Origin of the sequence: Actinopolymorpha rutila (assembly GCF_013407855.1) — a bacterium.
Taxonomy (GTDB): Bacteria; Actinomycetota; Actinomycetes; order Propionibacteriales; family Actinopolymorphaceae; genus Actinopolymorpha; species Actinopolymorpha rutila.
In genome coordinates, this window is sequence record NZ_JACBZH010000001.1 from 808,814 (window position 1) to 831,579 (window position 22,766).

Annotated in this window: 23 protein-coding genes; 10 read left to right on the top strand and 13 right to left on the bottom strand. The window is 71.0% G+C overall.

Features of this window, described 5'->3' with window-relative positions:
• The first annotated feature begins 232 nt into the window (after positions 1-232).
• Both F4554_RS03505 and F4554_RS03510 read left to right on the top strand, forming a co-directional pair.
• Positions 233-1,258: a 1,4-dihydroxy-2-naphthoyl-CoA synthase gene (locus F4554_RS03505; RefSeq protein WP_179786031.1), complete on the top strand. Its 1,026-nt coding sequence runs from the start codon at positions 233-235 to the stop codon at positions 1,256-1,258.
• Between the two features lie 243 nt (positions 1,259-1,501).
• A complete protein-coding gene (locus F4554_RS03510; protein WP_179786032.1) occupies positions 1,502-2,494 on the top strand; it encodes an alpha/beta fold hydrolase in 993 nt (330 codons plus the stop codon).
• Between the two features lie 12 nt (positions 2,495-2,506).
• Here the strand turns inward: F4554_RS03510 and F4554_RS03515 are convergent, their stop codons facing one another.
• On the bottom strand, positions 2,507-3,688 hold the full coding sequence (locus F4554_RS03515; RefSeq protein WP_179786033.1) for a GNAT family N-acetyltransferase: 1,182 nt from the start codon (positions 3,686-3,688) through the stop codon (positions 2,507-2,509).
• A gap of 109 nt (positions 3,689-3,797) precedes the next feature.
• Here F4554_RS03515 and F4554_RS03520 point away from each other — a divergent pair, with 109 nt between their 5' ends.
• Entirely contained in the window at positions 3,798-4,850 is a 1,053-nt protein-coding gene (locus F4554_RS03520) for a zinc-binding dehydrogenase (protein WP_179786034.1), read from the top strand.
• 259 nt (positions 4,851-5,109) lie between these two features.
• On the opposite strand, the gene F4554_RS03525 is transcribed toward F4554_RS03520, so the two are convergent.
• The 3 genes from F4554_RS03525 to F4554_RS03535 all read right to left on the bottom strand — a co-directional run bounded on the left by F4554_RS03525 (position 5,110) and on the right by F4554_RS03535 (position 7,756).
• A complete protein-coding gene (locus F4554_RS03525; protein WP_179786035.1) occupies positions 5,110-5,628 on the bottom strand; it encodes a helix-turn-helix domain-containing protein in 519 nt (172 codons plus the stop codon).
• Positions 5,629-5,778: 150 nt separating this feature from the next.
• Positions 5,779-6,417: a response regulator gene (locus tag F4554_RS03530; protein WP_179786036.1), complete on the bottom strand. Its 639-nt coding sequence runs from the start codon at positions 6,415-6,417 to the stop codon at positions 5,779-5,781.
• 16 nt (positions 6,418-6,433) lie between these two features.
• Positions 6,434-7,756 (bottom strand): sensor histidine kinase, encoded by a 1,323-nt coding sequence (locus F4554_RS03535; protein WP_179786037.1) that lies wholly within the window; start codon positions 7,754-7,756, stop codon positions 6,434-6,436.
• A gap of 124 nt (positions 7,757-7,880) precedes the next feature.
• On the opposite strand from F4554_RS03535, the gene F4554_RS03540 reads away from it, so the two are divergent.
• On the top strand, positions 7,881-8,933 hold the full coding sequence (locus F4554_RS03540) for a phosphotransferase (protein ID WP_179786038.1): 1,053 nt from the start codon (positions 7,881-7,883) through the stop codon (positions 8,931-8,933).
• Here F4554_RS03540 and F4554_RS03545 read toward each other — a convergent pair.
• The 3 genes from F4554_RS03545 to F4554_RS03555 form a co-directional block, all read right to left on the bottom strand.
• On the bottom strand, positions 8,930-10,678 hold the full coding sequence (locus F4554_RS03545) for a carboxylesterase/lipase family protein (RefSeq protein WP_179786039.1): 1,749 nt from the start codon (positions 10,676-10,678) through the stop codon (positions 8,930-8,932). The genes F4554_RS03540 and F4554_RS03545 overlap by 4 nt on opposite strands.
• Positions 10,679-10,856: 178 nt before the next feature.
• Positions 10,857-11,180 (bottom strand): MDR/zinc-dependent alcohol dehydrogenase-like family protein, encoded by a 324-nt coding sequence (locus F4554_RS03550; protein WP_202889133.1) that lies wholly within the window; start codon positions 11,178-11,180, stop codon positions 10,857-10,859.
• Between the two features lie 74 nt (positions 11,181-11,254).
• Positions 11,255-12,277 (bottom strand): helix-turn-helix domain-containing protein, encoded by a 1,023-nt coding sequence (locus F4554_RS03555; RefSeq protein ID WP_179786040.1) that lies wholly within the window; start codon positions 12,275-12,277, stop codon positions 11,255-11,257.
• 215 nt (positions 12,278-12,492) lie between these two features.
• On the opposite strand from F4554_RS03555, the gene F4554_RS31415 reads away from it, so the two are divergent.
• A complete protein-coding gene (locus F4554_RS31415; RefSeq protein ID WP_202889134.1) occupies positions 12,493-13,032 on the top strand; it encodes a hypothetical protein in 540 nt (179 codons plus the stop codon).
• A gap of 75 nt (positions 13,033-13,107) precedes the next feature.
• Here F4554_RS31415 and F4554_RS03565 read toward each other — a convergent pair whose 3' ends face one another.
• Entirely contained in the window at positions 13,108-14,448 is a 1,341-nt protein-coding gene (locus tag F4554_RS03565; RefSeq protein WP_179786041.1) for a C1 family peptidase, read from the bottom strand.
• Between the two features lie 181 nt (positions 14,449-14,629).
• Here F4554_RS03565 and F4554_RS03570 point away from each other — a divergent pair, with 181 nt between their 5' ends.
• From F4554_RS03570 to F4554_RS03585, 4 genes are all read left to right on the top strand, one after another.
• Entirely contained in the window at positions 14,630-14,968 is a 339-nt protein-coding gene (locus F4554_RS03570) for a YidH family protein (protein ID WP_179786042.1), read from the top strand.
• Between the two features lie 19 nt (positions 14,969-14,987).
• Positions 14,988-15,314 carry a DUF202 domain-containing protein gene (locus F4554_RS03575; RefSeq protein WP_179786043.1) on the top strand — a complete coding sequence of 109 codons (327 nt, stop codon included), beginning with the start codon at positions 14,988-14,990 and terminating at the stop codon, positions 15,312-15,314.
• Between the two features lie 183 nt (positions 15,315-15,497).
• Positions 15,498-16,115, top strand: coding sequence for a DUF47 family protein (locus F4554_RS03580; RefSeq protein WP_179786044.1), 618 nt, complete (start codon positions 15,498-15,500; stop codon positions 16,113-16,115).
• A gap of 44 nt (positions 16,116-16,159) precedes the next feature.
• A complete protein-coding gene (locus F4554_RS03585; protein ID WP_179786045.1) occupies positions 16,160-17,155 on the top strand; it encodes an inorganic phosphate transporter in 996 nt (331 codons plus the stop codon).
• A 62-nt stretch (positions 17,156-17,217) separates the two neighbouring features.
• Here F4554_RS03585 and pstB read toward each other — a convergent pair whose 3' ends face one another.
• The 4 genes from pstB to pstS are packed head-to-tail and all read right to left on the bottom strand — an operon-like array spanning position 17,218 to position 21,043.
• Positions 17,218-17,994 (bottom strand): phosphate ABC transporter ATP-binding protein PstB, encoded by a 777-nt coding sequence (gene pstB, locus F4554_RS03590; RefSeq protein WP_179786046.1) that lies wholly within the window; start codon positions 17,992-17,994, stop codon positions 17,218-17,220.
• A gap of 18 nt (positions 17,995-18,012) precedes the next feature.
• Positions 18,013-18,888 (bottom strand): phosphate ABC transporter permease PstA, encoded by an 876-nt coding sequence (gene pstA, locus F4554_RS03595; protein WP_179791272.1) that lies wholly within the window; start codon positions 18,886-18,888, stop codon positions 18,013-18,015.
• Between the two features lie 35 nt (positions 18,889-18,923).
• Entirely contained in the window at positions 18,924-19,913 is a 990-nt protein-coding gene (pstC, locus tag F4554_RS03600) for a phosphate ABC transporter permease subunit PstC (RefSeq protein WP_179786047.1), read from the bottom strand.
• 5 nt (positions 19,914-19,918) lie between these two features.
• Positions 19,919-21,043 (bottom strand): phosphate ABC transporter substrate-binding protein PstS, encoded by a 1,125-nt coding sequence (pstS, locus tag F4554_RS03605; protein WP_179786048.1) that lies wholly within the window; start codon positions 21,041-21,043, stop codon positions 19,919-19,921.
• A 369-nt stretch (positions 21,044-21,412) separates the two neighbouring features.
• Here pstS and F4554_RS03610 point away from each other — a divergent pair, with 369 nt between their 5' ends.
• Positions 21,413-21,841, top strand: a complete 429-nt coding sequence (locus tag F4554_RS03610; RefSeq protein ID WP_238341212.1) for a VOC family protein — start codon at positions 21,413-21,415, stop codon at positions 21,839-21,841.
• Between the two features lie 16 nt (positions 21,842-21,857).
• Here the strand turns inward: F4554_RS03610 and F4554_RS33455 are convergent, their stop codons facing one another.
• Positions 21,858-22,754, bottom strand: a complete 897-nt coding sequence (locus F4554_RS33455) for an NUDIX domain-containing protein (protein ID WP_179786049.1) — start codon at positions 22,752-22,754, stop codon at positions 21,858-21,860.
• Positions 22,755-22,766 lie beyond the last annotated feature (12 nt).

Consider the following 22,766-nt stretch of genomic DNA (forward strand, 5'->3'; position numbering starts at 1 on the left):
GTGCTGTTCGGTGGTACGTGGGGGTCGCGGCGGTACGTGGTGATTCGGCCGCGCCCGCGGCTTTGGCACCGGTCGAGATCAGCGTCCCCGGGAAGTGGTCAGTCTAGGCATGCGTGGGAAGGGCGTGCTCTCCCGCGGCGATCCGGTGGTGTTCCGCCTCCGGGCGGCGTCCGCCCCGCTCGGAGGCGGTGGCACGATCGACGCAAGGGATGCGGAGCGAGAGGCGGTAGGCATGGCGGTGGGGTCTGCGGGATCGGCTGAGTCGGCGGGATCGGCCGGGTCGGCGGGATCGGCCGGGTCGGCGGGATCGGCCGAGAACGGGTCGGCGGCCGGCGACCGGGTGTCGGAGCTGTTCGACCCGGCGGCATGGAAGCCGGTCGACGGGTTTGACGACCTCACCGACGTGACCTACCACCGCGCGCTGGACCAGGGAACGGTTCGGATCGCGTTCGACCGGCCGGAGGTCCGCAACGCGTTCCGCCCGCACACCGTCGACGAGCTCTACCGCGCGCTCGACCATGCCCGCACCACCCCGGACGTGGGGTGCGTGTTGCTGACCGGCAACGGACCCTCGCCCAAGGACGGCGGCTGGGCCTTCTGCTCCGGCGGTGACCAGCGCATCCGGGGCCGCTCCGGCTACCAGTACGCCGACGACACCGGCGCCACCAGTGGCACCGCCGGCGGAACGGCAGACCGGGCGCGGCTGGGCCGGCTGCACATCCTGGAGGTGCAGCGGCTGATCAGGTTCATGCCGAAGATCGTGGTCTGCGTCGTACCCGGCTGGGCCGCGGGCGGCGGGCACAGCCTGCACGTGGTCGCCGACCTCACCCTGGCCAGCCGTGAGCACGCGCGGTTCAAGCAGACCGACGCCGACGTGGCCAGCTTCGACGGCGGGTTCGGGTCGGCCTACCTCGCCCGTCAGGTAGGACAGAAGTTCGCCCGGGAGATCTTCTTCACCGGCCGCGCCTACGACGCGGAGGAGGCGCACCGGATGGGCATGGTGAACGCCGTCGTCCCACACGCCGACCTCGAACGCGAGGCCCTCACCTGGGCACGTGAGATCAACGGCAAGAGCCCGACCGCGCTGCGGATGCTGAAGTACGCCTTCAACGCCGTCGACGACGGCCTGGTGGGCCAGCAGCTGTTCGCCGGCGAGGCGACCCGGCTCGCCTACATGACCGACGAGGCGCAGGAGGGCCGGGACGCGTTCCTGGAGAAGCGTTCGCCCGACTGGTCCGAGTTTCCCTTCTATTACTGAGTTCTGCCGGGTTTACGGCGACTACTGCCTGTCAAGGCAGGCTTTCGTCGACCCTCCTCCGCGTTGTGTCGTTGGGCTCTGCGCTCGCAGGACCCGTGGCCGCGGTGTTTTTGGCGTGCCGATCCCCTGGTCGGCCTAGCCTGATCCGTAAGGATCCGGGGCGGACAACGAGGTCACCCTGGATCCGTTGCGGAGTGACAGCTGCGTGGGCAAGCTCGTGCCGTCCGGGGGAGGCGCTGCCCTGTGCAGGAAGCCGCAGGCGTCTTCGAGCGCTCGGGCTCCGCTCTTCGCTACCGGATGGCGGGCCCGGAGGACGGCCCCGTCGTCGTCCTGGGTGCCGGCCGCTGGCTGGACCACCGGATGTGGGATCAGCAGCTGCCGGCGTTGTGGGAAGCGGGATACCGCACCCTCACGTGGGATCTGCCGACGCCCCGGCCGCGTGGACGCCGCGCGTTCGGACGGGGACGCTTTGCCCGTAGGGTGTCCGCGCGTCCGCCCGACGCCGTACCCGACGTGTCCGTACCGGTCGAGTCCGTGCCGATCGACCAGGTGCGCACGTATCCCGCACCGGTCGTCAAGGAGAACCTGACAGTACGCGGACTGGCCGAAGCCCTGCTGGAGTTGGCGGATCGGCTCCGCGCGCATCGTCAACTCGCCCTTGTCGGCCACTCCCTCGGTGCCGAGGTGGCCCAGGAGGCCGCGTTCCTGCGTCCGGAACGAGTGGCGGGACTGGTCGTCGTCGCCGCCGGCTGCCTCACCCTTCCGCGCCGCCCGTGGCCGATGTCGTGGACGGTGCCGGTGCACCGGTGGGCGAACCTCGCGGCGCTCGCCTTCGCGTCGAGGTCGGACGCCCACATCCGGCACGGAGCCGCCCGTGCGGCCGGGGTCGGCGCGGCGACCCAGACCCACGCGTACACGGCAATGGAACGCTTTGACAAGTCGCGGTTGACACAGGTGTGGCGGGCGGGCGTGGCAGCAGTGCACCCCGAACCCGACTACCGGATCGACCAGCCGCTGCTGCTCGTACGAGGTGAGTACGACCGGACGAGCCGGCTCGGCCGGCAGGCCAGACGGTGGCTCGACCGGGACCCGCGAGCGGAGTACGAGGTGGTGGACCGGGCCGGCTACCTCGCCAACCTGGACAACCCGCAGGCGTTCAACCGCCTGCTGCTTGAGTTCCTGACCGCCCGGCATCCGGTGCCGCGAACCCGTTGGCGCAGGTACCGGGCCGGCTGAGGTGGCACCTGCTCACCGAGCGGTCGAGCGTGCCCAGGCGCGCACCGCCGCCTCTCCGCGCAGCACTGCGCTGTGCAGGTCGGCCGCGGAGACGGGCTCGCCCCGGGCGTCGGTTCGCAGCCGGGCGCGTGCCTCCCACACGCCGTCGGCGTACTTCGTCAGCACCGGCAGCCCGGCCCGCGCGAACAGCCGCTCCGTACCTGCCCGGCCTGCCTGCGCGGCCGTGCTGACCGCCACGAGTTCGGTCACGCCGTCGGCGAGGGCGCGGCGGGCCAGGCCGCGGACGAGCAGCGTTCCGATGCCGTGCCGTTGCCATCCGTCCTCGACCAGCAGCCCGACCTCGTGCGCCCCGCCCGACCGATCCTGGGGCGCGTCCTGCGGCAGGCACTGAGCCATCCCGACCAGCTGGCCGGACTCCGCGAACGCCAGCAGGGAGAAGCCCTCCGGGGGCGCCGCGAGGCGTTCGAGCCAGCGGACGGGCAGCCGTTCGCCGTCGTCGGCGACGAACCTCGCCTCCCGCGCCGACCGGCTGCACCGGGTCAGCAGGTCGGCCACGTGACCGGCGTCCTCCGGCCCGCCGAGCCGGATCCGCAGCCGCGACCCGTCCGGCAACACCACCCGGTCACCGGCGTTCGCCTGATCCCGGGCGACCACGGCGGCCACGGCGACCAGCCGGTCCACGCGGGCACGTTCCACCCAGGTGAACGGCGCCCACTCCCGGTGGACGACGACGAAACCGCGCCGGCCCGGCCAGCCGACCGTCAGGTGATGCGGAGAGTCCGGTGGCGGATGCCCGCACAGGTCCGCGCTGTCGGCGCCGACGAGCCCGCACAACAGCCCGGGCAGCGCCGCGGGGTCCTCGACCAGTCGGGCGGCCAGGGTGAGGGCCTGGCTTGGGCCGTCGACGAGTTCCTGCACCCGTGCGCGGCGGACGCGTACCGGCTCGGCACCGGCCGTGTCCCCGGCGTTGTCCGCGCGGTCCGCACCGTCGGTACTCGCCAGCGCCCGCGCGAGGTCACCCGCATCGATCGCCTCGGGGACGTCGACGAACAGGTCGTCGTGCACGTGCTCGAGGTCGCAGCCGTGGACGTCGATGCCGACGACGTTGCCGCGCACGGCGCCGAGCGCCGTGGCCAGCTGGGCCAGCTTGCCGGGAATGTCGCGGACTCTGGTCCGCACCTGCCACAAGGTCACGGATTCAGGGTGTGGTGGCTATGTTTCGGGCCGGGGCCGGTCAGTGTTGCGACCACGAAAATTCCGCTGGATACGATGCGGACGAAAGCCGCCACCGCGAAGGAGACCGATGCGCGCCGCGAGGATGTACGGCCGGCAGGACCTGCGGATCGAGAACGTTCCCACGCTCGGCAGCCCTCCGCCCGGCTGGGTGCGGCTGAAGGTCGAGGCGGCCGGGATCTGCGGCACCGACCTCGAGGTCTACCTGAACGCCCGCCGGTCGAAGGAGCCGCCGCTGGCCGAGCGCGAACCGCTGACGATGGGCCACGAGTCCGCCGGGGTGGTCGTGGAGGCCGGACCCGGCGTGGACCTGCCGGTTGGCCGGCGGGTCGCGGTCGAGGGCCACCTGTTCTGCGGGGAGTGCTTCTGGTGCCGGCGCGGCGACTACGCCCTGTGCGTGAGCCTGCGGTCGACCGGCCAGGGTGCCGACGGGGGACTGGCCGAGGAGATGCTGGCACCCGCGCGCATCTGCCTGCCGTACTCCGACGCCATCACTCCCGAGGAGGCGGCGGTCACCGAACCCACCTCGGTCGCCGTGCGCGCCGTGAGGCGTTCGCGGCTCGAACCCGGCTCGACGGTCGCCGTCGTCGGCGGCGGGACGATCGGGCTGCTGGTCGCCCAGGTCGCCCGGCTGCGAGGCGCCGAGAGCGTCGTGGTGGTGGAGCCGGTGGCCGAGCGCCGCGCGCTCGCCGAACGCCTGGGCGCGGACCGGGCGGTGAGCCCCGACGACGCCGAGGACGCGCTGAAGGACCTGACCGACGGCGTGGGGCCGGACGTGGTGTTCGAGGCGGGCGGCAGGCTCGCTGCCGTACGCAGTGCGGTGCGGTGGACCCGCAAGGGCGGCCGGACGGTCCTGGTCGGCGTCAGCGGCGACACTCTCGACCTGAACCTCATGTCGTTCCTGCTGGGCGAGAAGGAACTCATCGCCTCGCTGTCGCACACCTACGACGTCGACTTCCCCGAGGCGATCGGGCTGCTGGAGTCCGGGAAGGTCGACGTACGCCCGCTCATCACCGACCGGATCGGCCTGGAGCAGGTGGTCACGCACGGGTTCGACGCGCTGCACCAGGAGCCTGCCGCCCACTTGAAGGTCATCGTGCTCCCGAACGGCCAGCCCGCCTGACGAGCACGGAGGATCTCAGGGATCCAACTGTGGGTTCATTGATTTCGTAGGTCTGACATCCACTCGGCGAAGAATGCGCGTACGTCAGCTACTCGATCGGACCGAACGGGAAGCTCTCGATCGGGCAGGCGGTTCAGCCTCCCGAGCATGTCGGCAAAGACGGAGACATCGAATCCTGGGTCCTCGTGTTGCGCCCATGAGACAAGACCAGTTGGGCGGCTGCTCGCTGGAGGTCCGTCAGCCCGGCATCGGCGCTCATCTACGCCGCCGACGGTAGAGAGCGTTCGATGAGTGGACCCCATGCCCGAGCGATGTCGGGAGGGAGGACCAGGTCCGGCCACAGGTCGATGAGGAGGGCGCCGTCGACGTAGGTAAGGATGTCGTCGGCTGAGCCTTCGCGGAGGACGATCTCGTATACCCGCGCACGTTGACTCCGGTCGGCAAGGTCGTACGTCAGGTCAGGCGCTGACCAGTTCAGATGTAGTGGCAGCTTGATCTGGGCGAACGCCTTCCCCAGCTGCAGCCGAGGAAGTCTGGACGGAACCGGAACCAGCCGTCCGGCCCGCCCCTCGACCTCCACGAACTCGATCGAGGGCGTGAGTTCGAGTTCGAACCCGGCAGCGCGCGCGATGCGTTCCGCCGTGGCGAATGTTGGTGTCTTCGAGCCCGTCAGGTAGGCCGACAGGGTCGGTCGTGACGTACCAGCGCGTCGAGCCAACTCGGCTCGGGTCAGATTCGCCCTGCGACGGGCGTCTTCGAGCAAGTCTGCCGCAGTCACTGAGGCCTCCCGAATTCCGTATCCAGTTGGATACGGAGCAGGCTCCGGTGTCCCGTCGGGACCTGTCGCGCGGCGGTATCGCTTGGCTCGGAGTACGAGCTGTTCCGACCCGGAATGCCGGTTATGCGTTGACCCAGCCGAACGGCGCGGTCAGGGGCGGAGGTAGGCGAGGACGGCCATCACCCGGCGGTGGTCGGACAGCGACGGCGCGAGGCCGAGCTTGGCGAAGATGTTGCCGATGTGCTTCTCCACCGCGCCCTCGCTCACCACGAGCCGTTGGCAGATCGCGGTGTTCGTACGGCCTTCGGCCATCAGCGCGAGCACCTCGCGTTCGCGCGGCGTCAGTGAGGCCAGCGGGTCGCGCCGGGCGACCAGCAGCTGCGCCACCACGTCGGAGTCGAGGACCGTGCCGCCGGCCGCGACCCGGGTCAGGCCGTCCAGGAACTCGTCCACGTCGACCACGCGGTCCTTGAGCAGGTAGCCCACCGCGCCCACCCGGTCGGCCACCAGGTCGGCCGCGTAGGACTCCTCGACGTACTGCGACAGCACCAGGACCGGCGCACCGGGCAGCCGTTTGCGTACCTCGATCGCGGCCCGCAGCCCCTCGTCGGTGTGGGTGGGCGGCATGCGGACGTCGACCACGGACACGTCCGGCTCGTAGGCGACCACGGCGTCCACCAGAGAGGGTCCGTCGCCCACGGTGGCCACCACCGTGTGGTCGGCCTCCTCGAGCAACCGGACCAGTCCCTCCCGGAGGAGTACGGAGTCCTCCGCGATCACCACGCGCACGACAGGTCCCTTCGCCTCAGGCGTTCTGCGAGCTCTTGCACGGGAGTTCGGCGGTGAGAACGGTCGGCCCGCCGACCGGGCTGGTCACCGCGAGCAAGCCTCCCACGCCCCGTACGCGCTCGGTGAGTCCGGCCAGGCCGTGCCCCTTGGCGGTGTGCGCGCCGCCGACGCCGTTGTCGGTGACGATGACCCGGACGTGGCCGGCGGTTCGGCGCACCTCGACCGTGCACCGGGTGGCGGCGCTGTGCTTGGCCACGTTGGTGAGCGCCTCGGCGACCAGGAAGTACGCGGTGTTCTCCACCATCAGCGGCAGGTGCTCGCCGTCGGGTACGTCCACGTCGAGGTCGACCGGCACCGTGGACCGCCCGGCGACCGCGGCCAGCGCGGCCCGCAGCCCGCGGTCGGCGAGGATCGGCGGGGCGATCCCGCGGGACAGCGCCCGCAGCTCCTCCAGCGTCTCCCGGGTCGCGGTGATCGCCTCGGCCAGCATCGGCTGCACGGTCGCCGGGTCCCTGGCCAGCCGGCGCTGCGCGGAGGACAGGTCCATCGCCAGCCGGACCAGCCGCTGCTGCGGCCCGTCGTGGATGTCGCGTTCCAGCCTGCGCAGCGCCTGGGCCTCCGCGGAGACGGCCGCGTCGCGGCTCTCGGTCAGGTCGGACACCTGGCCGTGGAGTTCGGCCACCCGGTCGCTGGTCAGCATGGCCCGGGCCAGGGCGGCGTTGAGCTCCGCGCAGCCGCGGACCACGGCGGGCAGGGTGAACAGGAAGAACAGTCCGGCAACGGTGCTGACGGCGGCGTCGATCTGCCACGCGTCACCGAGGCGGAGCTGCGTGCCGAGCCCCTCGTAGCCGACGGTCCGGTCCAGGATCCAGATGTAGACGGAGGACGTGAGGCCGGCCAGCGTGCCCGCCCACCAGGTCAGCGTGAACGCGAACCCCAGGACGGCCGGGAACAGTCCGAGGAGGCCGTGCCCCCAGTCCGCCCAGGACTGCGCCTGCCGCAGCGGGGCGAGCATCCGGCCCACCCGGGTGTGGGGATGCCCGCCGACGTACGCGGGGCGCCGGGCCGGCCAGCCCTGCACCCGCGACAGCCGTGCCCGGTCCACGGACGCGAAGCCTCGGGCGACCTTCATCGTCCCGGCCAGAACCGGCAGCCCGAGGAAGGTGACTGTCGTTCCCACCCCGAACAGGAACAACACGATCAGCACCACGAACCGCACGATCGCCAGTGGAAACCCCACCAGGACGTAGAGCGACCGGCCGCCGAGCCGGTGCCAGTAGCCGCGGCGGCCGGTCTCGGCCGGCGCCCCGCGAGCCAGGTCAGGGGTTGCGCTGGTCATGTCAGGGACAGTACGGGCCGGTGCACGGGCTTCTCCATCCGGCGGACTCCTGGTTCGCTGGTGGGGATATCCCTACCCTCGTGGACCCTGGGTGGATCCCGTACCCGTTGGGAGGCGGTTCGGCGTGCGGCTGAGCGAGGACACCGTGGTGCGTCATCTGCGTGACCGGGGCGTGCTCGCCCCGGACACCCCGGCGAGTGCCTCGGTGCTGTCCGGCGGGGTGAGCGGGGCGACGTTCCTGGTGGTCGCGGACGGTGGGGACGGTGGGCCCGGAAGCGACGGCGTTCGGACGTACGTCGTCAAGCAGCCGTTGCCCTTCCTGGCGGTGGCCGACGAGTGGCCGGCCCGGGTCGAACGCGCCGGGGTGGAGGCGGCAGCACTTCGCTGGTACGGCGAGCTGACCCCCGCCCACCTCCCCCGCCTGGTCGACTACGACCCGGGCGGCTTCGTCGTCACCATGACCGCGGCCCCGCCCGGCTGGACCGAGTGGCGGAAGGCGCTGCTGGCCGGCGTGGTCGACGTCGCGGCCGGCGCGACGCTGGGGCGGGTGCTCGGCGCCTGGCACGCCGCCACGGCCGAGCCGGGAGTACGCGAACGGCTCGCGGCGTACGGCGACCTCACGATGTTCGTGGAACTGCGCGGCGACCCCTACCACCGCACCGTCGCCGCCCGCCGGCCCGACCTCGCCGCCCCGGTGCTCGGCTGCCTGGACGAGCTCCTCACCCGGCCGAGCTGTCTGGTGCACGGCGACTTCTCCCCGAAGAACGTGCTGGTCGATCCCGCCGGAGCGGTCGGCGGGCTGTGGGTGCTCGACCACGAGGTGGCGCACGCGGGCAACCCGGTGTTCGACGTCGCGTTCATGCTGCACCACCTGGTGATGAAGAGCGTCCACCTGGCCGACCGGCCCGACGTCGCCGCGCGGCTGGTGCGCTGCGCGGAGGCGTTCCGTACGGTATACGCGGAGGCCGGCGGTCTGGCCGTGGACGAGGAGGCGGTGGTCCGGCACACCGGCGCCCTCCTGCTCGCCCGGGTCCACGGCAAGTCGCCGGCGGCGTACCTCACCGGCGAGGAGGCCGCCGCCGTGTCCGCCCTCGGCGCGCGGGCCGTGGTGGGCGGACTCGGCGGCGTCGCGGACCTCTTCCCGCGTACTCCCGTCGGCGAGGACCTGATCGGCTAGCGGTCGGTGGCACCGGCGTTCGCCGCGAGCTCAGTGGCTCGGTGGCCACGTCGATCTAGGTCGCCTGAAAGGTGCGCCCAGAACCCGCACTGGTGCCGGGCGGCGAGGTCGACCGGCGCCACACCGCCGTCGGCCCGCGTGGCCAGCGCCGGCGCCGCCGTGTCACCGGGCCCGAACGCCCGCCAGGCAGGCAGCCCGGGCCCGTTCGGGTTCCCCGTGGCGGCGAACCTCGTCCAGTAGCCGACCATCTGGTCCGACAGCCGCTGCTGCGCCAGGTCGAGGTGCAGGCCGTAGGCGCTGAAGTCGAAGACGTACGGCAGGTCCAACGCGTGCGCGGCGCCCAGCCGGAAGTTCGGCGGCGGCGGGGCGCCGAGGTCCGGCGCGGTCCGGTCGGCGAACTCGTAGGCGTAGGTCGTGGTCCTCCTCGCCAGCAGTTGGTTGCCCCGCAGCGTCGGGCAGGCCCACGGCCGGTCGGAGATGACCGCCGCCCACGCCTGGGCCGGCGTACCGAACGCGGCGACCGGATAGTGCGCCGCGACCTGCCGGCCGGCGTCGGCGCCGAACGTGCCGGTGAGCAGGTCGAGGTACGCCTGCTCGGTCAGCGGCTGGTTGTTCTCCAGAGCCGCCGCGTTGCCGGCGCCCTCGTCGCGGTTGCCGCCGGAGATGACCGGCACCTTGCGGAAGTGCCCGGTGCGCAGCGCCTCGGCGGGGTCGCGGGGGAGGAGCGGTGTGCCGTACGCCGGCATGTTGTACGGCTGGTCGACCCCGAGCAGCTTCTCCGGCTCGACCTTGCGCAGGCAGGCCAGTGCGAGTGCGGTGCGCGGGTCGGCGCAGTGCAGGTCGGCCGCGGTCTCCTTGCCGAACTCCTCGACCTCCGCCAGCGGTGCGTACGGCGCGAACGCGGGCATGCCGGGGTACCAGGTGTTCTCCGGCCACTCCAGCAGGCACGAACCGCTCTGCATGATGCCCTTCTGGAACAGGCCCGCGGCCGCCGGAGCGGTCAGGAACGCACACGTGCTCATCCCTCCGGCGGACTCACCGGCCAGCGTCACGTTGTGCGGGTCGCCGCCGAAGGCCCCGATGTTGTGGCGCACCCACCGCAGCGCGGCGAGCTGGTCCTGCAGTCCGAAGTCGCCGCCGCCGCGCAGGCCGGGCAGGGCGAAGTACCCGAAGACGCCCAGCCGGTAGTTGACGGTGACCACCACGACGTCGCCGCGGACCGCCATCCGGCGGGCGTCGTAGCTGCTGCCCGCGCCGGAGGTGAACCCGCCGCCGTGCACCCACACCACGACCGGACGAGTGCGCTTCGGGCCGGCGGTGTTCTTCGTACCGGCCGTGTCTTTCGTGCCGGCGGAGGCCGGGGTGGTGACGTTCAGGTAGAGGCAGTCCTCGGTGGTGCTGCCGCCGGGCACCTCGCCGGGGGTCTGCGGGCACGGGTTGCCCGGCCTGGTCGCGGGCCGGACGCCGTCCCAGTGGGCCGCCGGGCGTGGGTTCGCCCACCGCAGCCGGCCGGTGGGCGGTGCCGCGTACGGGATGCCCTGGAAGAGGCGGTAGTCACCGGTCGCCGTCCCCGCGACGAGACCGCGGTCGGTACGCACGACCGGGCGGTCCGGCGTACCGGCTGTGGGTGGAACGGCTGTGGGTGGTGGAACGGCGGCGAGCGCCTGCCCGGCCAGCAGGCTCGCCAGGCTCACCGTGAGGCCGACGGCGGCGACCACCGCCGACGCACCGATTCGCTTGCGCATGCTCATCTCGCTTCGCTGTAAGGGATCCGGGCTGCGGCCCGGTACCGATCGGAACGGGACCACAGTGATTACAGCGAGCGGGCCGGCACCCCCACCAGCGGCGATGGGTGCGGACGAGCCCTACGAAAGTGCGTTTCCGGTACGCCGTACGGCGGTCGCGGCCGACGTCCGGCTTCGATCACACGGTCTTGCCGGCGAGCATCCCGTGCGGGTCGAGGACGAACTTCTTCGCCTCCCCCCGGTCGAAGTCCTCGTAGCCGTTCGGCGCCTCCTCCAGCGGAAGGACCGTCGCGTTCACGGCCTTGGCGATCTGTACGCGATCGTGCAGGATCGCCTCCATCAGCGCGCGGTTGTAGCGCATCACCGGGCACTCCCCGGTGCTGAACTGGTGCGCCTTCGCCCAGCCCTGGCCGATCCGGATGGGCAGGACCGTCGGCGGTGGGACAGCTTCCGGACTTTCGACAGTAGTCCCGGTCAGGCCCGTGGAGGGGGCGCGGATCACGGTCTCGGCGGTCCGGGAGCTTGGCGGTCCCCCGAAAGACCCGGCGACGGAGGGAAGTCCGCGAAGGTGCACGGTCACCGATCGCCGGTGGGCCTCCTGGCCAGGGTTTGGTCGGTGGGCCTCCTGGCCAGGGTTTGCCGGCGGTACTCCCGCGGCGGCAGGCCGTAGGCGGCACGGAACGTACGGCTGAAGGCGGCGGCCTGGGTGAAGCCCCAGCGGGCACCGACCTGGCTGACGGGGGTGAGTTGCTGCGTGGGGTCGGCCAGGTCGGCGCGGCACCGGTCGAGCCGGAGTTCGCGGATCCACGCGCCCACCGAGCGGCCGTGTTGTTCGAAGATCTGGTGCAGGTAGCGCGTCGAGACGTGGTTGGCCGCCGCGACCGCACCGGGAGTGAGGCCGGGGTCGGCGAGGTGGGACTGGATGAACGCCTGGATCTGCAGGTACAGCACCTGACGCCGGGGTCCGGGTGGGGGCGAGTCGTCGGCGTCGACGTGATCGGCCAGCAGCGCGGTGAGCACGTCCACCAGAACGGCGCCGAGACGGACGGACCCGGCACTGTCACCGGGCGTCGCGGACGGGGCCCTGCTGGTCAGGTGGGCGAGGAAGCGCGCGAGCAGGTCGCCCATGCCGTCCCGTCCCGAGAACGGCACCGCCAGCAGCCGGATCACCTTGTCGTGGGGCAACGGCACCATCGCCCTCGGGACCTGCGCCACCACGGACGCCGCGACGCCATCGGCAGTCACGCACGCGGTGAACGGCAGCGAGGTCGAGCACACCAGGAGGTCGCCCGGGCCGACGACCGCCCGGCGACCGGCGTGGTCGACGCACTGCCGGCCACTTTGGACCAGCGCGACGGTGTACGCCTCCGGGTCGGCCCTGCGGATCAGGTTCGGCGTACGCAGCGACCGAAGCGAGGAACACCGCAACGTGGCCACACCCCCGGCGCCGAGCTCCGTCGCCGCGAGGGCGGCCCGGAAGCCGTCGGCACGATCGGCGTCCACCTCGGTCGACGTGAGCAGCGTGTGCGAGGTCAGCTCCCGCCACGCCTCCAGCCGCTCCGCCGGCGCCAGCTCGTCGGTGTCGAGCAGGCGGTGCATTCTCCCCACCCCTTTCTCCGCGAACCGTCGTCGTCCCGGCGGGCGTCACACCGGGCGTCACACCGGGTGCGTCGGTGTCGTCCTCATTGTGCGCGCGGAGTGTCAAGAACCCCGCGCTCCGCGCCAACGACACGGGTCGGTCGCTCCGGTCGGATGGTTCCTGGCCGGGTGCCCGCGCGTTCTCGGCCCCACATCCGAAGAAAGGAAGAAATCCGATGAAGACCTTCACGTTGGCGGTCGCCGCCGTCGCGGCGTTCGGAGCGCTGGCCGTCGCGCCGGCGGCCCAGGCCACCTCCAGCCAGGCCTCGACCAGCCAGGCCACCTCCAGCCATCCCGCTACCAGCCAGGCGAGGACGTCGGCGACGACATCCGACGCGGTGAGCCTCGTGCGCCCGGCGGCGTTCGAGGACGACGTTGCGACGCCGGGCACCCATCCGTCGTTCGCGAGCGGTGAGTGCGTCACAGGGCGCGGATACGAGGTCTGCTTCAAGCGGTACGGCGACGTGATCTGGGTGCAGGGCAGCCCGGGATCCGCGGTCTGGGAGAACTGGCTACGGAACAGCACCGGCTGGCACAAGTGGCGCACAGGGGAGTGCGTGAACACGCACAGCGGCTGGGGTTACTGCAACAAGGACTTCTACGAGGACTCCTCGAAGAACGCGCTGGGTGGGCACGGAAGCGGTCTTCGTCTGCAGTCCTGCCCCATCAACACCGGCTACTGCAGTCCCCAGATCTGGATCCGGAACAACGCGTAAGCACCGGAAAACGCGGGCGGGGAGGAGATCGTCGATCTCCTCCCCGCCCGCGTCCGCGGCGCCTACTGCGACGATCTACCGGGCGCGGGCGAGCGCACCCATCGGGTCCCAGGCGGGCAGGACGATCGGCTCCTCCGCCAGCGCGGCCCGCAGGTCCTCCGGCAGCGCGTCACGGTGGACGGCGATCTCGAAGACGTACTCGTCGAACCACGAGTCGTTCATCGTGTAGAAGCCCTTGTCGGCGTCCTTGTCACCCCAGCTGTTCTCCACCCGCCAGCGGCGGATCATCTCGCCGTCGACGTCGACGCCGGTGAACAGCATGGCGTGCGTCATCGCGGTCTCGTGATAGAGCAGCCGCTCGGCCTTGTCCAGGTCGAACGTCGTGTCGTAGACCGAGCCGACGTCGTACAGGTCGGCGTCCCAGATGCCGATGTCGCGGCGCATCATCTTGCCGACGTCACAGCCGAACCACACCGGCTCACCGTTCACGATGGAGTTCCGGGCCAGCCGCTTCATCACCGCGACGTCGACGTTGAGGTAGACGACCGCGCCGCCGCCGACGACGTTGCCCAGCCGGTCGACGGTGAACGTCCGGCCGCGCGGGCTGGTCTCCCGCGGGTCGTGCACGAGACACACGTAGTCGTCGATCGGGATCCCGACGTAGCGCTGCGCGAACTCCAGCGGCGTGAGGTCGCCGTCGCGGTGGAACACCCGGTCCTTGTCCGTCCACTGCCAGGTGAACGTCTCCGGCGGCGTGCCGAGGTGCATGCACAGCGCGCGGTGCACCACGTCCAGCAGTTGCCGCTTGTGCGACCGGGCCGCGTCGGTCCCGCCGTCGCCGGCTGCCAACGCCCGCAGGTCGCGGGCGCCCTGGCGGAGCAGTTGGCGCAGGACGGAGTTCATCCGGCCGGTCGAGGACGAGCTCTGCGTCTCCGGCATCGCGGACTTGGGGACCAGCCCGTGCTTGCGGACCAGGGCCGCGAACATGTTCCACTGGCCACCGTCTCCGGCGACGTCCTGGAGCAGGAACGCGACCGTCCGGTCGTCGAGGTCCCGGTCGGCGGTGTCGATGATCGCCTCGAGGAAGTAGTTGGCGCGTTCGAGCTTGTCCCAGAACATCAGGTGGTTCTGGGAGAACTCGAACGACTTGAGGTTCATCCGCCGCATGGCCTCGACCCGCAGCAGGTTCAGGCCGGCGAACATCCAGCAGCGGCCGCTGTTCTTCTGGTTGGTGGCGGTCCAGTCGTCGAGCAGGTGGGAGACCGAGTGGTCGGTGCGTACGACGATCTCGCGGTCGAGAGTGAGGTCGTCGAGGGTGGTCTGCGTCAACGCGTTCTGGACGAGCCGGTAGGCCGGGTTACGGGTGAAGCTCTTGCGTAGGAGTGCGACGTCGTCGGTGGTGAGAGACGCATCCATGACGGGAGAATCCTCCAGGCTGGTCGTGGTGGAGTCGGTCGGTGAAGTGGGCCGGGCACGTGGTGACGAACACGGTGCGTACGTGCGGTGGGTGTGCGCGTTCGGTGAGTCTCAGAACCGACCCTAGACTCGTGCCGCCGTGTTGTCGGCAGTCCAGCCGCAAGATCGACGGAGCGTGATCATGGGGGGCACCGAACCCGACTACCGCTTCAGCCTGGCCAACGAACGCACCTTCCTCGCGTACCTTCGTACCGGCCTCGCCCTCGGTGCCGCCGGGGTGGCCGCGGTCCAGTTCCTCACCTCGGTGGAGCCGGCCTGGCTGCGGCGGGTGTTCGGCCTCGTGCTCGCGGTCGGGGGCATCGCCACCACGCTCGGCGCCTACCTGCGGTGGCGGCGCACCGCCGCCGCGATGCGCCGGGGCGCGCCGCTTCCGGCCACGCTGATGCCGCTCGGGCTGGCGTTCACGGTGTTCGTGGTGACCGCTCTGGCGATCTATCTGGTCGCGTTCGGTCAGCAGTAGCGGGACGGAGGTACGCACAGTGAGCCCGCCGGCGCAGATCTACTCCCGGGAGGGCCAGCTCGAACGGACCGCGCTGGCCTGGAACCGCACCATCCTGGTCCTGGCGGTCAACGGCGCGCTGCTGGTACGCAGCGCGCCCGCTTGTGGCGCCTGGGCCGAAGTAGCCGGATTGTGTGTACTTTCTGTCACTCTTGCGGCGTGGGCCGTCACCAATCGTGCATATCGGCGTCAGTCGGCCGGACCCGCTGCGGCTCTGCTCACCCGCGGCATGTTCACTGTCGTAGCCGTCATTGGGTTCGTGGGCGTGGGGGTACTCGACCTGCTGGCGGTGGTCACCCATCGCTGACCCAGAGCTTGACCGACCGCTGACCCAGAGTTGACCCCAGAAGTTGACCGAACACCCCGGTGCCAGGTCGCTGACCTGCCCGTTGACCCTCTCCCGCCCCGCCGCCGAGCCAGAACCCAACGACAAGCCCTAGCATTGCCATGGCCTGCTCGCCGACGGGGACCGTTCGACAGGAGTTTCGCCGTGCGCTTCCGATTCACTCCGGTGGACACGACGTTCTACGACCTCTTCGCCAAGTCCGCCAGCATCCTGGTCGACGGCGCTCGGTTGTTCGCCGAGATGCTCGCCGCCGACGCTGACCGGACGGCGAGTGCCCGGCTGATGAAGGACGCCGAGCACCGCGCCGACGAGGCGACCCACGAGATCATCCGCCGGGTCAACAGCACTTTCGTCACACCGTTCGACCGCGAGGACATCTACCGCCTCGCCGCCGGCCTGGACGACGTCATGGACTACATGGAGGCGGCGGTCGACTCGATCGTCCTCTATGAGCTGGACCAACTGCCGGAAGGCCTCGAGCAACAGGTCGAGGTGCTCCAGCGGGCCGCGGCGCTCACCGCCGAGGCGATGCCGCGGCTGCGCACGATGCGCGACCTGGAGGAGTACTGGATCGAGGTCAACCGGCTGGAGAACCTCGGTGACCAGATCCACCGGCAGATGCTCGCCAAGCTGTTCAGCGGCGCCTACGACGCGTTGACCGTGCTGAAGGTCAAGGACGTGATCGAGCTCGTGGAGCTCGCCGTCGACGCGTTCGAGAAGGTCGCCAACACGGTCGAGCAGATCGCGGTCAAGGAGTCGTGAGTACGCCGGTACGCGCGGGCTCCCGCCCGGGGTCTGGAGGATAGATGGAGCTCGCCCTCGTCGTCGCGGTCGTACTGATCGCCCTGGCGTTCGACTACACCAACGGTTTTCACGACGCGGCGAACGCGATCGCGTCCTCGGTGTCCACCCGCGCGCTCACCCCGCGCACCGCCCTGGCGCTGGCCGCGGTGATGAACCTCGCCGGCGCGCTGATCTCCGAAGGCGTGGCCGAGACGATCGGCAGCGGCATCATCACCCCGGAGACCGACGCGCACGGCATGACGGTCGTCCTCTCCGGCCTGGTCGGAGCGATCAGCTGGAACCTCCTGACCTGGTGGCTCGGCCTGCCGTCCTCGTCCTCGCACGCCCTGATCGGCGGGCTGATCGGCGCCGGTCTCGCGGCGTCAGCCTCGGTGCACTGGGCGACCATCGGGAAGAAGGTCCTCCTCCCGATGGTGCTGTCGCCGCTGATCGGGTTCCTTCTCGCGTACGTCGTCATGCTCAGCCTGCTGTGGATCTTCCGGAAGGCGAACCCGAGCCGGGCCTACCGCGGCTTCCGCGCCGGGCAGTCGGTGTCGGCGGCGGCGATGGCGTTCGGGCACGGCCTGCAGGACGCCCAGAAGACGATGGGTGTGATCGTGCTCGCCCTGGTCACCGCCGGGCTGCACACCGGGACCGACGTGCCGCTGTGGGTGAAGCTGGCCGCGGCCACCGCGATCGCGCTGGGTACGTACTCCGGCGGCTGGCGGATCATGCGCACCCTCGGCCGCCGGGTGATCAAGCTCGACCCGGCCCGCGGCATCGCTGCCGACAGCACGGCCTCCGTGGTGCTCTACGTGATGGCGATCGGCTTCCACGCCCCCGTCTCGACCACCCACACGGTGAGCGCGGCGATCATGGGCGTCGGCTCGACGCAGCGGCTGTCGGCGGTGCGCTGGGGCGTGGCCGGCAACATCGTCACAGCCTGGGTGCTCACCATCCCCGCGGCCGCCGCGGTCGCCGCGGTCGTCTACTACGCCGCTCGGCTCTTCCTGCCCTGACCGGCTGGCCGGCTGACCGGCCGGTGACGTGGGCTGACCGGCCGACCCGGCCTGCGCGCCGGTCAGCCGAACCGGCCGGTGATGTAGGCCTCGGTGGCCTTTTCGGACGGGTTCGAGAAGATCTTCTGCGTACTGTCCATCTCGATCAGGTGCCCCGGCTTGCCCTGACCGGACAGGTTGAAGAACGCCGTGGCGTCGGACACCCGGGCTGCCTGCTGCATGTTGTGGGTCACGATGACGATCGTGAAGCGTTCCTTCAGCTGGGAGATCAGGTCCTCGATCGCCAGCGTGGAGATCGGGTCCAGCGCCGAGCACGGCTCGTCCATCAGCAGCACCTGCGGCTCCACGGCGATCGCCCGGGCGATGCACAACCGCTGCTGCTGCCCGCCGGACAGCGAGCCGCCGGGCCGGTTCAGCCGGTCGTGCACCTCCTTCCACAGGTTCGCGCCCTTCAGGGATCGCTCCACCGCGTCGTCCAGCACGCTCTTCTGGCGTACGCCGTTCAGCTTCAGCCCGGCGGCGACGTTGTCGTAGATCGACATCGTCGGGAACGGGTTCGGCCGCTGGAAGACCATGCCGACCACGCGGCGTACCGCCACCGGGTCGACGTCTGAGCTGTAGAGGTCCTGGTCGTCCAGCATGACCTTGCCCTCGACCCGGGCGCCGGGCACCACCTCGTGCATCCGGTTGAGGGTGCGCAGCATCGTCGACTTTCCGCACCCGGAGGGGCCGATGAAGGCGGTGACGTTACGCGGCTCGACCGTCATGTTGACGCCCTCGACCGCCTTGAACGCGCCGTAGTAGATGTCGAGGCCGGAGACATCGATTCGTTTCGCCATGGTGTCTTCTTCCTCTTCCTAACGCTTGCGTACGGCGCTGAACCGGGCGACGGCCCGCGCGAGAAGGTTGAGGACCAGTACCAGCAGGACCAGCGTCAGGGCCGCGGCCCAGGTGCGGTCCACGGCCGGCTGGAGAGACTCCGTACGGTCCTGGTTGATCATCGTGGGCAGGGCCGCCATGTTGCCCGCGAACGGGTTGAAGTTGATCGCCGCCGTGTAGGGGCCGAGGATCAGCAGCGGCGCGGTCTCGCCCATGATCCGGGCCAGGCCGAGCACCACGCCGGTGACGATGCCGCTGAAGGCGGTCGGCACCACGACCTTGAGGATCGTCTTCCACCGGGGTACCCCGAGCGCGGCGGAGGCCTCGCGCAGCTCGTTCGGCACCAGCCGCAGCACCTCCTCGGTGAGCCGCAGCACGGTCGGCACCATCAGCAGGACCAGCGACAGGCTGACCGCGAACCCGGTCCGGCCGAACCCGAGCAGCGTCACCCACAGCGCGTAGACGAAAAGTGCGGCGACGATGGACGGGATACCGGTGAGGATGTCGACCATGAAGCTCACCGCGCGGGCGATCGGGCCGCCCCGGCCGTACTCCACCAGGTAGATGGCGCCGAACACGCCGACGGGCACCGAGACCACCGCGCTGCCGAGCGCGATGATGAGCGACCCCATGATCGCGTGGTACGCGCCGCCGCCCGCGGTGCGGGAGGTCATGCCGAGCTGGGACTGCTCCCACCAGTTCAGGTCGAGCAGGAGGTGGAAGCCCTTCGAGCCCACCGTCCACAGGATCCAGGCGAGCGGGACCAGGGCGAGGAGGAAGCAGGCCACGATGATCACCGTGGCCGCGGCGTTGCGTACGCCGCGAGCCTTCGACCGGCTGTTGGTCAGGTCCATTCCGGAGCCGGCCGGGCGGGCGGGGCTGAGCGCGCTCACCTGCTCCTCCTTCCGGCGTGGTGCAGGACGAGCCGAGCCAGCGCGTTGACCGCGAACGTCAGTACGAACAACACCAGGCCGGCCGCGATGTAGGCGCCGGTCTTCTCCGGCGAGTCGAACTCCGAGGCGTTGTTGGCGATCTTGCTGGCGAACGTCTCACCACCGGCGAACAGGCTGGCGGTGAACGGCGCACCGGGGCTCGGCGCGGACAGGATGATCATGATGGCGATGGTCTCGCCGAGCGCCCGGCCCAGGCCGAGCATGGCGGCGCTGACGACCCCGGACCGGCCGTACGGCAGCACGGTCATCCGGATCATCTCCCACTTCGTAGCGCCGAGGGCCAGTGCGGCCTCGCGGTGCTCGGCGGGGGTCTGCGCGAAAACCTCACGGGCGAACGCGGCGATGATCGGCAGGATCATGATGGCCAGGACGACGCCGGCGACGAACACCGTGCCGGTGTCGGCGATCCCCGGCTTCAGCAGCGGGATGCCCAGGTTGTGGGCGGTCAGGAAGTTGCCGACCGGTGCGATTTTCGGCGCGAGTTCGGTGATCCCCCACAGCCCGAAGATGATCGAGGGTACGGCGGCCAGCAGGTCGACGACGTACGTGACCGGCCGGGCCAGCCGCTTCGGCGCGTAGTGGGTGAGGAACAACGCCACTCCGAGCGCGACCGGCACCGCCAGCAGCAGTGCGAACCCCGAGACGAGCACGGTCGTCCACAGCAGGTCGACGATGCCGAACTTCGGCGGGTTCATGCCGGGCAGCCACTCCCGCGACAGCAGGAAGTTGGCCTGGTTCGCTCGCAGGGCGGGGACGGCCAGCCAGAGCAGGAACGCCGCGACGAAGACGACCATGGCGATGATGAGCAGACCCGATCCGCGGGCCAGGCCGCTGAAGAACCGGTCGCCACCACGGCCGGTCGGCCCCAGGTCCAAGCCCTGGGGCCGACTGTCGAGGAGTTCCTGGCGGGAACTGTTCGAGGTCATCGAGGTCAGCTGATCGCCTTGATGGTGGCCTCGTCCTTGCTGCGCACCTGCTCAGGCAGTGGGGCGTAGCCCAGGTCGGCGAGGCCGGCCTGGACCTGCTTGCTGGCGTAGGTGCTGAGGAAGCTCTTCACCATCTTGGTCTTGGCCGGCTCGAGGCCCTTCGAACACACGACCTCGTAGGTGACCAGAACGATCGGGTAGGCGCCGTCGGCCTTGGTGGCGTAGTCCAGCTTGAGCCGCTGGTCGTTGCCCTGGCCATCCGGCTTCGCGGCCCCGACGGCCTTGGCCGCCGACTCGCCCGTCAGGGCGACGGGCTGCCCGGAGCCGGTGTCGATCTTCGCCATCGGGAGCTTGTTGTCCTGGGCGTAGGACCACTCGACGTAGGTGATCGAGTTGGCCGTGGACTTCACACCGGCAGCCACCCCGGCGGACTTGTTCTTGCCGGAGCCGATGCCCGCCCAGGTCTTGGAGGGCTCCTTCTTCCACGCGCCGCCGGAGCTGGCCTGGAGGTACTTCGTGAAGTTCTCCGTGGTGCCCGACTCGTCGGAGCGGTAGAAGACCACGATCTTCGAGCTCGGCAGCTTGGCGCCCTTGTTCAGCTTGGCGATCGCCGGGTCGTTCCAGGTCTTGATGGTGCCGTCGAAGATCTTCGCGGCCGTCGGGCCGTCGAGCACCAGGTTCTGCACGCCCGCGACGTTGTAGGAGATCGCGATGGGGCCGACCGCCATCGGCACGTGCCACGCCGGGTTGCCGTTGCACCGCTTCTTGGCGGCGTCGACCTCGGAGCTGCCGGCGCCCCCTTCCGCCGCCGTCTTCAGGGCGGAGTCGGAGCCGGCGAAGTCGACCTGGCCGGCGTTGAACTGCTTGATGCCCGCGCCGGAACCGGTGGGGTTGTAGTTCACGGTGACGTCCGGGCACTGCTTCTGGTAGGTCGCGATGGCCTGCTCGATCGCGTTCTTCTGTGCCGTGGAGCCTTCCGCGTTGAGGGTGCCGGAGGGGCACGACCCGCTCTTGGTCGGCTGGGCGGCTGTGTCGCTGCCAGCCTGGGTCGGGTTGCTCCCGCAGCCGGCCAGCGCTACGGCGCCACCGAGTGCCGCGACCGCGAGTGCGGCGAACCGGGTGTGCTTCACGTCGTTTCCTTGCCCTTCGATCTCACGGAAATCCGTTGTCTCCCAGGACGGTAGGGAGGCCAGGTGACGCGCTGGACGGGCCTACATGAACGGAGGATGAACGTCGCCGGGCCGCGACGCGAAGCCCGCCCGACGCTGTGGCGGACGTCACGTGAACACGCACGCTGTGTCACTTCTTGCCGGGTTTCGGACGGGTTTGCCTCGGGGTATGCCCGAAGGTCCGGTTCGCGGGCATGCCGTGGAGTTCTGGGCTCGTCCCGCGAGCCGTCCGGTGGGTCGGGGTTCCTCGCGCCGATGAGTTCGGCCGGGCCGGGCGGTCCTGGTTCCGACACCACGAGTATCCGACAGCGTGGACCACAGGAGGCCAGGATGAGCGAACGGACGAACGACCGGATGGAGCAGGCGGGCGCAGGCGTCCGGGTGACCGGGGTGGCGACGGTGGCGGTGCCGGTCGCCGACCACGACCGCGCGCTCGCGTTCTACGTGGGTACGTGTGGATTCGAGGTGAGGTTGGACGGTTCCTTCGGCCCCGGCCAGAGGTGGGTGGAGGTGGCTCCGCCATCCGGGGGAGCGGCAGGGGGTACGACGATCGCCCTGGTCGGCGCCCGCGAGGAGGCGCCCGCCGGGGTGGACACCGGCATCCGGCTGGCCACCAGCGACGCCGGCGCCGACCACGCGTACCTGCGTGCGCATGGCGTGGACGTCGACCCCGAGGTGCTGCGCTGGCCCGGGGTGCCGCCGATGTTCGGCCTGCGCGACCCCGACGGCAACCACCTGTACGTCGTCGAGCGCGCCTGACCGCCTTCCCTCCGGGTCAGCGGCCGGAGAGGGCTTCCGCGGGCGGGTGGCGTTCGACGGCCACGGGGGTGCGGCCGGCGAGGTGGAGTACGACGGCCTCGCCGGGCTGCAGCGGCATCGGCGTCACGCCGAGGCCCGCCCACAGGTCCGGCAGGGTCGGCCGGTGGGTGCACACGGCGGTCGGTTCCGGCGCGTCCAGCAGGCGCATCGCCTGTTCGCCGACCAGTGCCGGGTCGGTGTCCTCGGCGAACGCGGGCTCCGGCTCGATCCGCACGCCGGCGGCGGTGGCGTACGGCAGCACGGTTTCCACGCACCGCCGGGCGGGTGAGCTGATCACCCGGGTGATGCCGTACGCCGCGAGCGCGCCGACGAGTTCGGCGGCCTGGGTGTGGCCCTCGTCGCAGAGGGGCCGCTCCAGGTCGTCGCCGGTCCAGCCACGCCGGGGCAGCGCCGATCCGTGCCGGACGAGCACCAGCGGCCGGGTCGCCCGCGGCGTGAAGGTGGCCAGCAGCGAGCGGTCGCGGGGATGGGTGAGCTGGCGGGCGGCCTCGCCGAACCGCAGCCAGGCCCGCCGGTCGACCTCGTGCCCGGGCGTGAAGTCCGCCCCGTCGTCGAGGGGGACGGCCTGCCAGTAGCGCACCACCTTCACCGCCCCGCCGGCCAGCGGATAGCGCACGGGGGGCATCGGCGCCCCGAGCACCACCCTGATGCCGGTCTCCTCGGCGACCTCGCGGACCGCCGCGGCCGGCGCGCGTTCGCCCGGCTCCAGCTTGCCCTTGGGGAAGGACCAGTCGTCGTACTTCGGCCGGTGCACCAGCAGCACCTCGGCGCGTTCGTACGCCGACGGCCGCCACACCACCGCACCGGCCGCCTCGACCACCCGGTCCCTGGGCTCGGTGCTCCCCTGGGTCACGGCTCAGCTCCC

What these genes read in the sequence shown, in the direction of transcription:
- pstB (WP_179786046.1), bottom strand. Translation starts at nt 17,994, where the DNA reads ATGGCGAAACGAATCGATGTCTCCGGCCTCGACATCTACTACGGCGCG.
- F4554_RS03520 (WP_179786034.1), top strand. Translation starts at nt 3,798, where the DNA reads ATGCGCGCCGCGAGGATGTACGGCCGGCAGGACCTGCGGATCGAGAAC.
- F4554_RS03570 (WP_179786042.1), top strand. Translation starts at nt 14,630, where the DNA reads ATGGGGGGCACCGAACCCGACTACCGCTTCAGCCTGGCCAACGAACGC.
- F4554_RS03610 (WP_238341212.1), top strand. Translation starts at nt 21,413, where the DNA reads ATGAGCGAACGGACGAACGACCGGATGGAGCAGGCGGGCGCAGGCGTC.
- F4554_RS03585 (WP_179786045.1), top strand. Translation starts at nt 16,160, where the DNA reads ATGGAGCTCGCCCTCGTCGTCGCGGTCGTACTGATCGCCCTGGCGTTC.
- F4554_RS03505 (WP_179786031.1), top strand. Translation starts at nt 233, where the DNA reads ATGGCGGTGGGGTCTGCGGGATCGGCTGAGTCGGCGGGATCGGCCGGG.
- F4554_RS03565 (WP_179786041.1), bottom strand. Translation starts at nt 14,448, where the DNA reads ATGGATGCGTCTCTCACCACCGACGACGTCGCACTCCTACGCAAGAGC.
- F4554_RS03535 (WP_179786037.1), bottom strand. Translation starts at nt 7,756, where the DNA reads ATGACCAGCGCAACCCCTGACCTGGCTCGCGGGGCGCCGGCCGAGACC.
- F4554_RS31415 (WP_202889134.1), top strand. Translation starts at nt 12,493, where the DNA reads ATGAAGACCTTCACGTTGGCGGTCGCCGCCGTCGCGGCGTTCGGAGCG.
- F4554_RS03555 (WP_179786040.1), bottom strand. Translation starts at nt 12,277, where the DNA reads ATGCACCGCCTGCTCGACACCGACGAGCTGGCGCCGGCGGAGCGGCTG.
- F4554_RS03545 (WP_179786039.1), bottom strand. Translation starts at nt 10,678, where the DNA reads ATGCGCAAGCGAATCGGTGCGTCGGCGGTGGTCGCCGCCGTCGGCCTC.
- pstA (WP_179791272.1), bottom strand. Translation starts at nt 18,888, where the DNA reads ATGGACCTGACCAACAGCCGGTCGAAGGCTCGCGGCGTACGCAACGCC.
- pstC (WP_179786047.1), bottom strand. Translation starts at nt 19,913, where the DNA reads ATGACCTCGAACAGTTCCCGCCAGGAACTCCTCGACAGTCGGCCCCAG.